Consider the following 14,972-nt stretch of genomic DNA (forward strand, 5'->3'; position numbering starts at 1 on the left):
GAGCCTCGTGTCAGGCCGGGCCGAGCATCAGCTCGGGCTTGACCGTGCTGTCGAAGAGCTCGGCGTCGACGCCGGCCTTCAGCGCTTCCTCGCGCAGCGTCGTACCGTTGTGATGGGCGGCCTTGGCGATGCTGGCGGCCTTGTCGTAGCCGATCGCCGGCGCGAGCGCCGTCACCAGCATCAGCGAGCGCGAGAGCAGCTCCTTGAGCTGAGCCTCGTTGGCCTCGATGCCCTCGACGCAGTTGACGCGGAAGCTCTCGGCCGCGTCGGCGAGCAGCCGAACCGATTGCAGGAAGGCGGCTGCGATCACCGGCTTGAAGACGTTGAGCTCGAAATGGCCCTGCGAGGCCGCGAAGCCGATCGTCGCCTGGTTGCCGTGGACCTGGGTCGCGACCATGGTCAGCGCTTCGGCCTGGGTCGGATTGACCTTGCCCGGCATGATCGAGGAGCCGGGCTCGTTCTCCGGCAGGCTGATCTCGCCGAGGCCCGAGCGCGGGCCGGAGCCCATCAGGCGGATGTCGTTGGCGATCTTGAACAGGTCGGAAGCGAGCGCCGCCAGCGCACCATGGGCAGCGGCGAGCGCGCCATGGCTCGCCAGCGCCTCGAACTTGTTGTCGGCGCTGCGGAAGGGCAGGCCGGTCAGCGTCGCGGTTTCCTTGGCGAAGAAGGCGGCGAAGTCCGGATGGGTGTTGAGCCCGGTGCCGACGGCCGTGCCGCCCTGCGCCAGCGCGTAGAGCCCGCCGAGCGCCGCCTCGATCCGGCCGATGCCAAGATGAAGCTGCATCGCATAGCCGGAGAATTCCTGGCCGAGCGTGACGGGGGTCGCGTCCTGAAGATGGGTGCGACCGATCTTGACCAGATGCTTGAAGGCCTCGACCTTGGCGTTCAGCGCCTTTTCAAGGCTGCGCAAGGCGGGCAGCAGGCGGCGCGTGATCTCCAGCACCGCCGCGATATGCATCGCGGTCGGGAAGGAATCGTTCGAGGACTGGCCGCGATTGACATGGTCGTTGGGATGGACCGGGCTCTTGGAGCCGAGGCCCGCACCAAGCAACTCGTTGGCGCGGTTCGCCAGGACCTCGTTGGCATTCATGTTGGACTGGGTGCCCGACCCGGTCTGCCAGATCACCAGCGGGAAATGCCCGTCGAATTGGCCGGCGAGCGCCTCGTCCGCCGCATGGGCGATCGCGCCGGCGACGCGCTGGTCGAGCAGGCCGAGCTTGGCGTTGACATGGGCGGCAGCCTTCTTGACCAGCACCAGCGCATGGACCAGCGGCAGCGGCATGCGCTCGCTCTCGCCGCCGATACGGAAATTCTCCAGGGAGCGCTGCGTCTGCGCACCCCAGTATCGATCCGCGGGCACCGCGATCGGGCCGAAGGAATCGGTTTCGGTGCGCGTTTCGGTCATGGCGTCCGTCGTCGAGGTTTCTTGCGTCAGGGCTTCTTGCGGAAGGAATCGAGGCTGACCACTTCGGCGCCGCCGCGTTCATCGTCACCTTCCACGGCAGGCTCGGCCTTCGCCGGCGCTGCGGCTGCCTCAGCCGCGGGCGCCTTGCCCTTGGTGGCCGGAAGGGCGGCCGGCACGATCCGGGCCGGCGCGGGCGGCGCTTCGGCCGGCTCGGCTTCCTGCATGGCGGCGGCATCCTCGGGCTCGCCCTGGGCCTCGAACTTCAGGCCGAACTGGACCGAAGGGTCGAAGAAGGTCGAGATCGCGTCGAAGGGAACGAGCAGCCGTTCCGGCACGCCGGAGAAGGACAGGCCGACCTCGAAGGAATGGTCGCCGACGCTCAAATCCCAGAACTGATGCTGCAGGACGATCGTCATCTCGTCGGGATGCTTCTCGCGCAGGCGCTGCGACAGGCGCACGCCCGGCGCCTGTGTGCGGAACGTCACATAGAAATGGTGCTCGCCCGGCAGCCCGTCCCGCGCGGCCTCCGTCAGGATCTTGCGGACCACGCCCTTCAGCGCATCCTGCACCATGAGATCGTAACGAAGAACATCCTTGGACATCGAGGCGCGATTTCCGCTTGTTGCGTTCCGGCGGGAACAGCCGGCAGGCCGTCAGAAAAAGAAGTGGAGGCTTCTGTTGCCAGGCGCCTCCGAGCCCCGCCTTACGCGGCTAAACGCAAGGGCTTTGGTTTGGGAACCAGCACCGCTTACGCGGCGACGGCGACCCGAGCATTGTTGTCGTTGGCAACTATGCTTTGGCCCGATAACGGCGGAACCATGCCGAGCAAAAGGATAACCTTTACACCCTCGTCGATCCTGTTTCGCCCCCGCCGCAGCCCTGCAACCGCTCGGCCGCAAGTTCCTGCTGCTCGCGCCGCAGGGCTGGGGTGGAGGCGCCGGGTACTGCCCCCGGGTCCGAAAGGCTTATTTCGAGATCCGTTTATCGCCATAGCCGTTCTTGCGAGCGGCACCTGCGAATATAGGGAAGCCCGTGGCGTTGGGAAAGGGTTCTCATGCGTTTTCGACAAAGAGTGAGGCTTCACCGCCTCAATCGAGAATGCGACCATTTCTGATGTCGATGTCGAGGCTCATCTCGTCGTCCTCTGCGGTGCGGCCGGCAACCTCCCAGCGATCACCGGAACGGACGATCTCCTCGACATGGACAAGCCCGGCGCTCCAGGCGATGTCGCGGGCCTGCCGCTCCGAGATTGTCGCGCCGGCATAGGTCTCCTCGGCATGGGCGGACAGCACGATCAGGGCGTTGAGAGCGAGCGCCGCCAGCAGACGGCGCGGCGGGTTCAGGGTCGGCATGTCGACTATCCCTACGAATCAAGCGCGCGATGAGCGGCGCCGATTGGGGCGGGTTTGCGGACGGAGGAGCCTCACGGGCCGTCGCGTTTGCGTGAGGAGACAGGTTCCCGCCATACGCTGACAGGATGTGCGGCAAAGGCTGGGGATGCCTGCCTGCCGGACAGGGCCAAGCGATGCGTCAGCCGCTATAGTCGCGCGCCTTCCAGAGAGTCGCCATGCGCCAGTATCACGACCTGCTCCAACGCGTCCTGACCGAGGGCGTCCGCAAGGACGACCGCACCAGCACCGGCACGCTGGCCGTCTTCGGCCACCAGATGCGCTTCGACCTGTCGGAGGGGTTTCCGCTGGTCACGACCAAGAAGCTGCACCTGAAATCGATCATCCACGAGCTGATCTGGTTCCTGCGCGGCGACACCAATGTGCGCTACCTGCAGGAGAACGGCGTCACGATCTGGGACGAATGGGCCGATGCGAACGGCGATCTCGGCCCGGTCTATGGCCGGCAGTGGCGGAGCTGGGCGGCGCCCGACGGGCAGGTGATCGACCAGATCGCCTGGCTGGTGAGCGAGATCCGCCGCAATCCCGATTCGCGCCGGCTGATCGTCTCGGCCTGGAACCCGGCCGATATCCCGAAGATGGCGCTGGCGCCGTGCCATTGCCTGTTCCAGTTCTTCGTCGCCAACGGCAAGCTCTCCTGCCAGCTTTATCAGCGCTCGGCCGACGTCTTCCTCGGGGTGCCCTTCAATATCGCGAGCTATGCGCTGCTGACCCATATGGTGGCGCAGGTGACGGGCCTGGGCGTCGGTGATTTCGTGCATTCCTTCGGCGACACCCATCTCTATGTGAACCATCTCGACCAGACCCGGTTGCAGCTTTCGCGCGAGCCCCGCGCGTTGCCGAAGCTCACACTCAACCCGGCGGTGACGCGGCTGGAGGATTTCCAGTTCGCGGACGTCACGATCACCGATTACGACCCGCATCCCGGCATCAAGGCTCCGATCGCAGTATGACCCTCACCATCCGCTCCGCCCGTCCCGGCGAGGCCGGGCTCGTGCTCGGCTTCATCCGCGAGCTCGCCGAATACGAGAAGCTGCTGCATGAGGTCGTCGCGACCGAGGCCGAGATCGAGGCCGCGCTGTTCGGGCCGGACCCGAAGGCGTTTTGCGACATCGCCGAATGGGATGGTCAGGCGGTTGGCTTCGCCGTCTGGTTCTACACCTATTCGACCTTCAGCGGCCGGCACGGGATCTGGCTGGAAGACCTCTTCGTCCGGCCGGACCAGCGCGGGCGCGGCATCGGCAAGGCGCTGATCGCCGGGCTTGCGCGGCGCTGTGTCGCGGAGAAACTGCCGCGCCTGGCCTGGTGGGTGCTGAACTGGAACGAGCCCTCGCGCGTTTTCTATCGGGCGCTCGGCGCCACGGCGCAGGACGAGTGGACCGTGAAGCGGCTGGAGGGCGAGGCGCTCGCGCGATTGGGCGCGGAGGTTTGAACCATGGAGAAACGTCCGATCGTTTTGATCGCGGCCGTCGCCGACAACAATGTGATCGGTGACGACAACCGGCTGATCTGGCGGTTGAAGACCGACCTCAAGCACTTTCGCAGCCTGACGCTGGGACGGCCGGTGCTGATGGGGCGCAAGACCTTCCTGTCGATCGGCAAGCCCTTGCCGGGGCGCGAAATCGTCGTGCTGAGCCGGGATGCCGGCTTTTCGGCGGAGGGGGTGAGCGTCGCGCGTTCGCTCGACGAAGGGCTGGAGATCGGGCAGCGGCTGGCTGCGGCCAGCGGCGCGGATTCCGTCGTGATCGCCGGTGGCGCCGAGGTCTATCGCCAGGCCCTGCCGCTGGCCGACCGGCTGGAGTTGACTCTCGTGCATGCGAAGCCATCAGGCGACGCACTCTTCCCCGACTGGGAGCACGACGCCTTCGAGGCCGGTGCCAACGACCACCACCCGGCCGACGCCGAGAACGAGCACCCCTATACCTTCGTCACCTGGCGCCGACGCAGCTGATCGCCGCTTTCCATTCACGATGAATGGCTTGCGCCGTTGACGAATCCATGGCCCATGACCAAGTCAGCCCAGCGCCTTCGGCCGAAGGCGCTGACAAGCGGCCGTCATTTGCTTATGGCTTGGCCTCGACAGAACGAAAGGGAACGGCTCGAGAATGCCTTGGAGCAATCAGAGCGGCGGTGGCAGCGGCGGGGGAGGTCCCTGGGGTCAGCGCGGAGGTAGTGGTGGCGGCGGTCCCTGGGGCGGCGGTTCAGGCGGCGGTGGGGGCAACGGCAACCCGCCCGATCTCGAGGAAATCCTGCGGCGCAGCCAGGACCGGCTGAAGAACCTGGTTCCCGGCGGCAATATTGGCGGGCGCGGCCTGCTTCTCGGCATCCTGGCGCTGATCCTGATCTGGCTCGGCTCCGGCATCTATTTCGTGCGGCCCAACGAGGTCGGCCTCAACGTCGTGTTCGGCCGCTTCGCCGGCAAGACCGGCGAAGGCCCGAACTGGAACTGGCCCTATCCGATCGGCAGCGTGATCAAGCCGCAGGTGACGAACGTCATCACCACCGAGGTCGGCTTCCGGACGGTCGAATCGATCCGGACTTCGCGCCAGACCGACGTCACCGAAGAAAGCCTGATGCTCACCGGCGACGAGAACATCGTCGACATCGATTTCATCGTGCAGTGGCAGATCGACCCGGCCGCGCCCGAGAACTACGTCTTCAACATCCAGGACCCGTCCGGCACGGTGAAGGCCGTGGCCGAGAGCGCGATGCGCGAGATCATCGGCCGGCGCAACATCCAGCCGGTGCTGACGACCGATCGCGGCGCGATCGAGACCGAGGTGCGCCAGCTGATGCAGGACACGCTCAACGGCTATAATGCCGGCGTGCGGATCAGCCTCGTCCAGCTCCAGAAGGTCGACCCGCCGCAGCAGGTCATCGACGCCTTCCGCGACGTCCAGGCGGCGCGTGCCGACCAGGAACGCCTGCGCAACGAGGCGCAGACCTATGCCAACCGCGTCGTACCCGAGGCACGCGGCCGTGCCGCGCAGCTGACGCAGGCGGCTGAAGCCTTCAAGGAGCAGACCGTCGCCGAGGCACGCGGTCAGGCGAGCCGCTTCAACGCGGTCTACGAGCAATACAAGAACGCTCCGGCCGTGACGCGCGAGCGTCTCTTCCTGGAGACGATGGAACGCGTGATGGGCGGGACCGACAAGATCATCCTCGACTCGACGGGCAACGGGCAGGGCGTCGTGCCCTATCTGCCGCTCGACCAGCTCCAGCAACGGCGCCCGGCTCCGGGCCAGCAGCAGGGAGGGGCTCTGCGATGAACTCCCCCGTGTTGCGCGGCGTGCTCTTCTTCGCCGTCGTCGTCGTCGCCATCGTGCTCTACGCGTCGACCTTCGTGGTCTCGCAGACGCAGTCGGCCCTCGTCCTGCGCCTCGGCGCGATCCGCAGCGTCGTCACGGCGCCGGGGCTGTATTTCAAGCTGCCGGCTCCGTTCGAGCAGGTCACCCTGCTTGATAACCGCATCCTCGATCTCGACCTCCCGGCCCAGGAAATCATCGCCTCGGACCAGAAGCGTCTCGTCGTCGATGCCTTCACCCGCTACCGGATCTCCGATCCGCTGCGCTTCTACCAGGCGGTCAACAATATCCCGCGGGCGAACTCGCAGCTTGCCTCGATCGTGAACGGCAACGTTCGCTCGGTGCTGGCGGAGGCCACCTTCACGGCGATGGTCCGCACGGACCGGACGCGGCTGATGAACCGCATCCGCGACGACGTGAACCGCGAGGCCGCGCGCTTCGGCATGACCGTGGTGGATGTCCGGCTGCGGCGCGTCGATCTGCCGGCGGCCAACTCGGCGGCGGTGTTCCAGCGCATGCAGACGGAGCGCCAGCGCGAGGCGGCGGAAGCACGCGCGCTTGGCGGCCAGCAGTCGCAGGAGATCAAGGCCCGGGCCGATAGGGACTCGACCGTGATCGTGGCGGAGGCGCAGCAGCACTCCGACGAAATCCGCGGCGCGGGCGAGGCGGAGCGCAACAAGGTCTTCGCCGAAGCCTTCGGCAAGGACCCTGAATTCTTCGCCTTCTACCGCTCGATGCAGGCCTATGAAGCCAGCATCAAGCCGGGGGATACGCGGATGGTGCTGACGCCGGATTCGCCGTTCTTCCGTTTCTTCAACGGCCCGAACGCGCAGCGTCAGGACGGCCAGGTTACCGCTCCGGCGGCGCCTGCCCAGCCTGCGCCTGCCCGGCCCTGATCATGGCGAGCGACGCGGATGCTTGATTTCGTCGCGGCGCTCGGCCTGGTCTTCGCTATCGAGGGCATTCTCTTCGCCGCGATCCCGCATCTGGCGAAGGATGCCCTGCGCAGCGCGGCGGAAACCCCGCCGGACCGGATGCGGCTCATCGGCATCGGCTCGGCGGTGCTGGGCGTGATCCTGGTCTGGGTCGCGCGCGGCATCTGGTAGAAAGGGGGGGCAGGCACAGGATCGTGTTCGATGACATGATCGTGCGTCGCCCTTCCGCCGCATTTCGGAGTTCAATCAACGGGCGCGCCCGTCTGCCTCGCATGGTCCGGGCGCGCCTGCCTGCATCGATCGGCCCGTATCTTTCCGACATGAGGACCCCTATGGCATCGAACACCCTTTCCGCAGCCCGGCCTGTCCGCATCGCTCTCGCTGCCGGCGTCGCCGGCCTCGCGCTGCTGGCTTCGCCGGTGCTGGCGCCGGGGCATGCGCAGGCCAACACGCCGCTCCTGCAGGGGCAGACCTCGCTTGCCGATCTCGTCGACAAGGTCATGCCGGCGGTGGTCAACATCGCCGCCGTCACCACCAACGACCAGAAGGGCCGCAACCTGCCGCAGTTGCCGCAGCTCGGCCCCGATACGCCCTTCGGCGACCTGTTCGAGGAATTCTTCAACCGCCGCAACCAGCAGGGCGAGCGTCAGGCACCGCAGCAGCGCCGTTCGCAATCGGCCGGCTCGGGCTTCGTCATCGATCCGTCTGGCATCGTGGTCACCAACAACCACGTCATCGGCGACGCCAACGAGATCACGGTGATCTTCAACGACGGCCTCAGGCTCAAGGCCGAGGTTATCGGCAAGGACACCAAGGTCGACCTCGCGGTGCTGCGCGTGAAGCACGACAAGCCGCTGCCGGCAGTGAAGTTCGGCGATTCCGACAAGATGCGGATCGGCGATCCCGTGATGGCGATCGGCAACCCGTTCGGCTTGGGCGGCTCGGTCTCCTCCGGCATCGTATCGGCGCGCAACCGCGACATCAGCCAGGGCCCCTATGACACCTATATCCAGACCGACGCGGCCATCAACAAGGGCAACTCGGGTGGCCCGCTGTTCAACATGGCCGGCGAGGTCATCGGCATCAACACGGCGATCCTGTCGCCGACGGGCGGCTCGGTCGGCATCGGTTTCGCGGTGCCCTCGACGCTGGCGACCAATGTCGTCGACCAGCTCAAGGAGTTCGGCGAGACCCGGCGCGGCTGGCTCGGCGTGCGTATCCAGACGGTCGATGACGCCACTGCCGAGGCGCTGGGCCTCGGCACGGCGCGCGGCGCGCTCGTCGCCGGCGTCGACGAGAAGGGCCCGGCCAAGCCGGCCGGCCTCGAAACCGGCGACGTGATCGTCAAGTTCGACGGCAAGGACGTGAAGGATTCGCGCGATCTGCCGCGCATCGTCGCGGCGACGCCGGTCGGCAAGGACGTGCCGATCGCGATCATCCGCAAGGGCAAGGAAGAGACCAAGACCGTCAAGCTCGGTCGTCTCGAGGATGGCGAGAAGGTCCAGTCGGCCTCGGCGAACAAGCCGGCGGCGGAGCCGGCCAAGCCGTCCGTGACGACCGCACTCGGCCTCGAATTCTCGCCGCAGACCGACGAGCTCAGGAAGCGTTACACGATCAAGGACGGCGTCAAGGGCGTGGTCATCACCAAGGTGGACGCCAACTCGAATGCTGCCGACAAGCGCATCCTCGTCGGCGAGCTGATCGTCGAGGTCGGCCAGGAGCCGGTCAATGCGCCGCAGGACGTGACCAAGCGGCTCGATGCGCTGAAGAAGGAGGGCAAGAAATCCGCTCTCCTGCTCGTCTCGAACGGCCAGGGCGAGGTCCGCTTCGTCGCGGTGTCGATGAACTGAGACCGGTTGCACCGGCAGAATGTGAAGGGCGGTCCATTGGGCCGCCCTTTTTCATGCCCTGTCCGCAGACCGGCGGCGAGGTGCGTGCGCTGGCGCAGACCGGCCGAACGCGGGTAGAGCTTGGCGACGGCGCCTGGAGAGACCGAGATGAAGATCAGCGACATCCCCTTCGTCACCACCGACTGGTCGACGGTTCCCATCGAACGCCATGCCGGCGACAGCGGCGAGGCGACCTGGCGCGTCCAGTATTTCGGCCCCGAGGACAATCGCATCCGGGTGCGGATGGTCGAGTATTCGCCGGGCTATGTCGCCGATCACTGGTGCTCGAAGGGGCACATCATCCTGTGCCTCGAAGGCGAGATGGAGACTACGCTCGCCGACGGGCGCGTGCAGCCGCTCCGGGCCGGGATGAGCTATCAGGTTGCGGACAATGCCGAGGCGCATCGCTCCGCGACCAAGACCGGCGCGAAGCTCTTCATCGTCGATTGAGCAAGCCTTATCCAGAAACGCGGGTCATCCCGGGCGACCGCAGGGAGACCCGGGATCCATTCCGGAACGCTTCCGATAAAGGTTCCGGAATGGATCCCGGATCTTCGCTTCGCTCCGTCCGGGATGACCCGCGGTTTTGAACGTAAGGTCAGCCCCGGACGATCTCGCTGCCCGTATAACCCTGGGCATAGAGCAGCGCGGTGAGATCGGCATGGTCGAGCCGGGCATCGGCTGCGGCGGCCACCGCCGGCTTGGCACGGAAGGCCGCACCCAGTCCCGCTTCGCCCAGCATGGCGAGGTCGTTGGCGCCGTCGCCGACGGCCATTGTCTGCTCGGGTGCGAGCTTGAAGCGAGCGCGCAATTCGACGAGCGCATCGAGCTTGGCCTGCTTGCCGAGGATCGGATCGGCGACCTCGCCGTTGAGGATGCCGTCATCGGCAAGCAGCGTGTTGGAGCGATGTTCGTCGAAGCCGATGGTCTGGCCGATCGGCCCGGTGAAGACGGTGAAGCCGCCCGAGACGAGGGCCGTGTAGCCGCCATTCGCCCGCATCGTCTGGACGAGAGCCCGCCCGCCCGGCGTCAACGTGATGCGGTCGCGGATGATCTCGCCGACGACGGAAAGCGGCACGCCCTTGAGCAGGGCGACACGTTCGCGCAAAGCCGGCTCGAAATCGATCTCGCCGCGCATGGCGCGTTCGGTGATCGCTGAGACATGCTCCTTGAGTCCCACGAAAGCAGCGAGCTCGTCGATGCATTCCTGGCCGATCATGGTCGAATCCATGTCGGCGAGGAACAGCGCCTTGCGGCGCGTCGCTGCCGGCTGGACGATGACGTCGATCGCGGCGCCCTCCAGCGCCGTGCGGATATCGGCTTCGAGCTTGCGCGCGTCGGCGGCTTCCGCGAAGAGGTCGGCAGCGACCGCGCCATCGAGCACGGCCGTGCGGCTGATGCCGGGGACGGAACGGGTGAGGCGGGCGAGCAGGGCGTCGTCGACGAGCGCCTGGGCGTGGGCGGATACGAGTGTGGCGACGAGCATGTGAGGAACCGGGTGAAGACGGAAGGGCAGTTCGGCGCGGTGCTCATCGCAGGTCCGACCGCGAGCGGCAAGTCGGCGCTGGCGATCGAGATCGCGCGCCGCACCGGCGGCACCGTCGTCAACGCCGATTCCATGCAGGTCTATGCCGATCTGCGCGTTCTCTCGGCCCGGCCGAGCGCGGCGGAGGAGGCGATGGTGCCGCATCGCCTCTACGGCCATGTCGATGGCGCGGTGAACTATTCGGCGATGCGTTATGCCGCCGATGTCGCCACGCTGCTCGAAGAGCTGCGCGCGAATGGCTCGTTGCCGATTCTGGTCGGCGGTACCGGGCTCTACTTCAAGGCCGTGACAGAAGGCTTCTCGGTGATGCCGCCCGTGCCTGAGGATGTCCGGGCTGCCTTCCGTGCCGATGCCGAAGGGCGCGAGACGGCCGCGCTCCATGCCGAGCTTGCGGTCTGCGACTCCGCCATGGCGGAGCGGTTGCGCCCGAGCGACCGGATGCGGATCATGCGGGCGCTGGAGGTTTTTCGCGCTACGGGGCGTTCGCTGGCGAGCTTCCACGGCGAGCGCGAACCGGGGCCGCTGGGCGGCGTGCCGATGCTGCGACTGTTCGTGCATCCCGACCGCGAGGCAGTGAAGGAGCGGATCGACCGGCGTTTCGAGGTGATGATGGGCGAGGGGGCACTCGACGAGGTCATGCGCTTGAAGCAGCGCGGGCTCGACCCGCTGCTGCCGATCATGCGTGCCCATGGCGTGCCCGGCCTGATCGCCCATCTTGATGGCGAGATCACCTTGGACGAGGCGATCCGGCGCGGCCAGGCCGACACGCGTGCCTATGCCAAAAGGCAGGTGACGTGGTTCCGCCACCAGATGGAAGGCTGGGAGGCGGTTGCGCCAGCAGCTGCGCTGGAGGCGGCCGTCCGGCGCCTCGGCTGCTGAAGGTCAGGCCGCTTCGGCGACAGGAAGCGGGTCGGCGAGGCCGAGGCGGTTGCGGCCCTCGTTCTTGGCGCGATAGAGCGCCTGGTCGGCACGGGCCGTCAGCGATGCCAGCGCTTCGCCGGGGTGGCGGGCCGCGATGCCAAGGCTCGCCGTCACCTTGAGCGCCAGGGTTTCGGAGACCGGCATCGCACGGCTGAGCAGGGCGTCCTGGATCTGACGGGCACTCGCTGTGGCGGAAGCCAGGTCGCAGCCCTGCAGGAGGATGCCGAACTCCTCGCCACCGAAACGGCCGACCAGATTGTGCTCGCTGCGGTACTGGCCGAGCAGGAGGTCGGCGCAGGCGCGGATCACGGCATCGCCGGCCGGGTGGCCATAGGTATCGTTGACCTGCTTGAAATGGTCGAGATCGACGATGATCATCGCCAGAGCGGTGCCATCCGCCTCGCTCGCCGCGATGGCGGCATTCGCCTTGTCGGTGAAGGAGCGGCGGTTGAGCAGCGCAGTCAGCGGATCGGTCTCGGCGAGGCGGCGGAGCTCTTCCTCACGCTCCTCGCGCAGGCAGATCTCCTCGGAAAGGGCGCGGCGGGTGGCCCGTTCGCGGCCGATCTCGAGCGCCAGCGTGGCGGCGCGCATCTGCAAGGTCTGGTTGGCGACGGTGAGGTCGGTGATATCGGTCAGCGTCAGCAGCAACCCGTCGCCCAGGGGGGCGATCGCGACCCTGAGCCAGGTCGTCGTGCCGTCATGCGTGAAGAAGGTTTCCAGGGTGTCGGCGCGCTGCAGGTCGATGGCGCAGAGGCAGCGGCGCCAGACCGAAAGGTCGGACAGGAAGGTCAGGCTCTCGCGGCCGTCGGTATCGAGCAGGTCGGTTTCGGGGCGTCCGCTCAATTCGGCGGCACGCCGGTTGGCCGTGACGACGACGGCTTGCTCGATCTGGCCGGCCGCGTCGCGGATGGCGCGCAGGGCGACGATGCCGCTGGGCGAGCTTTCAAGCACGGCATTGAGCAGATCCTCGCGAAACTGCAACGGCCGGCTGAAGGCGACGACGAAGCGGCGCCCGTCATGCGTGACCGTCGGCAGGACGAGGCGCTCCCACAGGGCGACGCGCACCGTCTCGGTCGAGCGATGCACGGTGTAGAGCGGCCGGTCCTCGGCCAGGGCCTGGTCGAAGCTGTCGGCCGAGAAGCGGGCGACCTGCTCGCGCATCCCCGAGAGACGCTGCCCGAGACGGCTGGCGCCGGAATAGCGGATGATCTCGCGCCCGAAATGCAGCCAGCGATAGTCGCCGTCGTCGGTCGGCTCGAGGATCATCAGGTCCTCACCGAAATCCGGGAGCAACGCGGGTGCGAGTTCTTCATAGATCACGGCCGAGCCGTCGCGGCGATGAAGCGCGAAGCGGCGCAGGATCTGCGCGATCTCCGGCGCGTGTCCGCGCGCCGCGATATTCTCGGTGTGGACTTCGTAATACATATCCGTCCCGGTTCGAGCGCGCAGACGCTAAGGGGGAACGCATTGAAAAATCGTTCTGCCACGGCAGCGGATTTTCCGGTGTGGCGCAGACCGGTCGGTAACCATGTTGTTGATGCTTGACCGGCCGCGCGTGCTCCGCTAGCGTTCGGCAACTTTCGTCAAGGATCACGAGCGCGATGCGCAAGCTTATTCTCGTAGAGGTGCGCTGGTAGGGGCCGGTTTTCGAACCGGGCGTCCCCAACGCCAGCGCACGCCCAGGCCCCTCCGAGGGCCTTTTTTATTGCCCGCATTCCAGACAGACCAGAAGACCAGCCGCAGGAGAGCGTAATGAGCGAGATGATGACCGGCGCCGAGATGGTCGTCCGCGCGCTTCAGGATCAAGGTGTCGAGCACCTGTTCGGTTATCCGGGCGGCGCCGTACTTCCGATCTACGACGCCATCTTCCAGCAGGACAAGGTCAAGCACGTGCTCGTCCGCCACGAGCAGGGTGCGGTTCACGCCGCCGAGGGCTATGCCCGCTCCGGCCCGGGCAAGGTCGGCTGCGTGCTCGTCACCTCCGGCCCTGGCGCGACCAACGCCGTCACCGGCCTGACCGACGCGCTGCTCGACTCGATCCCGCTCGTCGTCATCACCGGCCAGGTCCCGACGCATCTGATCGGCTCCGACGCCTTCCAGGAATGCGACACGGTCGGCATCACCCGCTCCTGCACCAAGCACAACTACCTGGTGAAGAGCATCCACGACCTGCCGCGCATCCTGCACGAGGCGTTCTACGTCGCCGCCAACGGCCGCCCGGGCCCGGTCGTGATCGACATCCCCAAGGACATCCAGTTCGCGTCCGGCACCTATAGCCGCCCGCGCGACAACCAGCACAAGACCTACCGCCCGGTGGTCAAGGGCGACCTGAACAAGATCAAGGCCGCGGTCGAGCTGATCGCCGGCGCCAAGCGGCCGGTCTTCTATACCGGTGGCGGCGTGATCAATGCCGGCCCCCACGCCTCGGCGCTGCTGCGCGAGCTGGCGCGGCTGACCGGTTTCCCGGTCACCTCGACGCTGATGGGGCTGGGCGCCTTCCCGGCGGCCGACAAGCAGTGGCTCGGCATGCTCGGCATGCACGGCACCTACGAAGCGAACCTCGCGATGCATGACTGCGACGTCATGATCAATATCGGCGCGCGCTTCGACGACCGCATCACCGGGCGCATCGACGGCTTCTCGCCGCGCTCGAAGAAGATCCATATCGACATCGACCCGTCCTCGATCAACAAGACGGTCAAGGTCGATATCGGCATCGTCGGCGATTGCGCCCATGTGCTCGAGGACATGGTCCGGATCTGGCGCGAGACCGGCGCACAGGCCGACAAGACCGCGCTCGCCGCCTGGTGGACGCAGATCGAGGGCTGGCGCGGCCGCAAGAGCCTCGCCTACAAGCGTTCGGACACGATCATCAAGCCGCAATATGCGCTGGAGCGCCTCTACGAGCTGACCAAGGATCGCGACACCTACATCACGACCGAGGTCGGCCAGCACCAGATGTGGGCGGCGCAGTACCTGCACTTCCAGGAGCCGAACCGCTGGATGACCTCGGGCGGCCTCGGCACGATGGGCTACGGCCTGCCGGCGGCCATCGGCGTGCAGATGAAGCATCCCGAGGCTCTCGTCATCGACGTCGCCGGCGAGGCCTCGATCCTGATGAACATGCAGGAGATGTCGACGGCGGTGCAGTACCGGCTGCCGGTGAAGATCTTCATCCTCAACAACGAGTACATGGGCATGGTGCGCCAGTGGCAGGAACTGCTGCATGGCGGGCGCTATTCCGAGAGCTATTCGCAGTCCCTGCCGGACTTCGTGAAGCTGGCGGAGGCCTATGGCGGCCACGGCATCCGCTGCTCCGACCCGGCCAAGCTCGACGACGCGATCATGGAGATGATCGAGACGCCCGGCCCGGTGATCTTCGACTGCCTCGTCGCCAAGGAAGAGAACTGCTTCCCGATGATCCCGTCGGGCAAGGCCCATAACGAGATGATCCTGCCTGATTTCGAGGGTGATACCGGCGAGATCATCGACGCCAAGGGCAAGCAGCTCGTCTGATCGGGACCTTCCCGTCATTGCGAGCGTAGCGAAGCAATCCAGGGAC

At 66.7% G+C, this 14,972-nt stretch carries 15 protein-coding genes and 1 other RNA gene; 10 read left to right on the forward strand and 6 right to left on the reverse strand.

The window, feature by feature from the left end; all coding sequences use genetic code 11:
• Window positions 1–10 precede the first annotated feature (10 nt).
• The 4 genes from fumC to ASE61_RS10380 all read right to left on the reverse strand — a co-directional run bounded on the left by fumC (window position 11) and on the right by ASE61_RS10380 (window position 2,757).
• A complete protein-coding gene (gene fumC / locus ASE61_RS10365) occupies window positions 11–1,405 on the reverse strand; it encodes a class II fumarate hydratase (protein ID WP_061966808.1) in 1,395 nt (464 codons plus the stop codon).
• Window positions 1,406–1,431: 26 nt separating this feature from the next.
• Window positions 1,432–2,007 (reverse strand): SspB family protein, encoded by a 576-nt coding sequence (locus tag ASE61_RS10370; RefSeq protein ID WP_061966809.1) that lies wholly within the window; start codon window positions 2,005–2,007, stop codon window positions 1,432–1,434.
• A 62-nt stretch (window positions 2,008–2,069) separates the two neighbouring features.
• Window positions 2,070–2,455: a transfer-messenger RNA gene (gene ssrA / locus ASE61_RS10375) on the reverse strand.
• 38 nt (window positions 2,456–2,493) lie between these two features.
• Window positions 2,494–2,757, reverse strand: a complete 264-nt coding sequence (locus tag ASE61_RS10380) for a PepSY domain-containing protein (protein ID WP_061966810.1) — start codon at window positions 2,755–2,757, stop codon at window positions 2,494–2,496.
• Window positions 2,758–2,972: 215 nt separating this feature from the next.
• Between ASE61_RS10380 and ASE61_RS10385 the strand changes: the two genes are divergently transcribed.
• From ASE61_RS10385 to ASE61_RS10420, 8 genes are all read left to right on the forward strand, one after another.
• Complete coding sequence (locus tag ASE61_RS10385; RefSeq protein ID WP_061966811.1) at window positions 2,973–3,767, forward strand: thymidylate synthase; 795 nt, start codon at window positions 2,973–2,975, stop codon at window positions 3,765–3,767.
• The gene (locus ASE61_RS10390; RefSeq protein ID WP_061966812.1) at window positions 3,764–4,246 is read left to right on the forward strand and encodes a GNAT family N-acetyltransferase; all 483 of its coding nucleotides are present in this window, start codon (window positions 3,764–3,766) and stop codon (window positions 4,244–4,246) included. The genes ASE61_RS10385 and ASE61_RS10390 overlap by 4 nt, the downstream gene beginning before the upstream one ends.
• Before the next feature lie 3 nt (window positions 4,247–4,249).
• Window positions 4,250–4,765 carry a dihydrofolate reductase gene (locus tag ASE61_RS10395; RefSeq protein WP_061966813.1) on the forward strand — a complete coding sequence of 172 codons (516 nt, stop codon included), beginning with the start codon at window positions 4,250–4,252 and terminating at the stop codon, window positions 4,763–4,765.
• Window positions 4,766–4,919: 154 nt separating this feature from the next.
• Window positions 4,920–6,083, forward strand: a complete 1,164-nt coding sequence (hflK, locus tag ASE61_RS10400; protein ID WP_061966814.1) for an FtsH protease activity modulator HflK — start codon at window positions 4,920–4,922, stop codon at window positions 6,081–6,083.
• On the forward strand, window positions 6,080–7,015 hold the full coding sequence (gene hflC, locus ASE61_RS10405) for a protease modulator HflC (protein ID WP_061966815.1): 936 nt from the start codon (window positions 6,080–6,082) through the stop codon (window positions 7,013–7,015). The genes hflK and hflC overlap by 4 nt, the downstream gene beginning before the upstream one ends.
• An 18-nt stretch (window positions 7,016–7,033) precedes the next feature.
• Complete coding sequence (locus ASE61_RS10410; protein WP_061966816.1) at window positions 7,034–7,225, forward strand: DUF2065 domain-containing protein; 192 nt, start codon at window positions 7,034–7,036, stop codon at window positions 7,223–7,225.
• Between the two features lie 161 nt (window positions 7,226–7,386).
• Window positions 7,387–8,904, forward strand: a complete 1,518-nt coding sequence (locus ASE61_RS10415) for a DegQ family serine endoprotease (protein WP_091856473.1) — start codon at window positions 7,387–7,389, stop codon at window positions 8,902–8,904.
• 147 nt (window positions 8,905–9,051) lie between these two features.
• A complete protein-coding gene (locus tag ASE61_RS10420; RefSeq protein ID WP_061966817.1) occupies window positions 9,052–9,393 on the forward strand; it encodes a DHCW motif cupin fold protein in 342 nt (113 codons plus the stop codon).
• A gap of 148 nt (window positions 9,394–9,541) precedes the next feature.
• Here the strand turns inward: ASE61_RS10420 and serB are convergent, their stop codons facing one another.
• Window positions 9,542–10,429, reverse strand: a complete 888-nt coding sequence (gene serB / locus ASE61_RS10425) for a phosphoserine phosphatase SerB (protein ID WP_061966818.1) — start codon at window positions 10,427–10,429, stop codon at window positions 9,542–9,544.
• Window positions 10,430–10,441: 12 nt separating this feature from the next.
• On the opposite strand from serB, the gene miaA reads away from it, so the two are divergent.
• The gene (gene miaA, locus ASE61_RS10430) at window positions 10,442–11,368 is read left to right on the forward strand and encodes a tRNA (adenosine(37)-N6)-dimethylallyltransferase MiaA (RefSeq protein ID WP_061966819.1); all 927 of its coding nucleotides are present in this window, start codon (window positions 10,442–10,444) and stop codon (window positions 11,366–11,368) included.
• 3 nt (window positions 11,369–11,371) lie between these two features.
• On the opposite strand, the gene ASE61_RS10435 is transcribed toward miaA, so the two are convergent.
• A complete protein-coding gene (locus ASE61_RS10435; protein WP_061966820.1) occupies window positions 11,372–12,835 on the reverse strand; it encodes a sensor domain-containing diguanylate cyclase in 1,464 nt (487 codons plus the stop codon).
• Between the two features lie 327 nt (window positions 12,836–13,162).
• Here ASE61_RS10435 and ASE61_RS10440 point away from each other — a divergent pair, with 327 nt between their 5' ends.
• Entirely contained in the window at window positions 13,163–14,926 is a 1,764-nt protein-coding gene (locus ASE61_RS10440) for an acetolactate synthase 3 large subunit (RefSeq protein WP_061966821.1), read from the forward strand.
• The last annotated feature ends 46 nt before the right edge of the window (window positions 14,927–14,972 follow it).

This window comes from Allobosea sp. Root670, from assembly GCF_001429415.1.
Taxonomy (GTDB): domain Bacteria; phylum Pseudomonadota; class Alphaproteobacteria; order Rhizobiales; family Beijerinckiaceae; genus Allobosea; species Allobosea robiniae.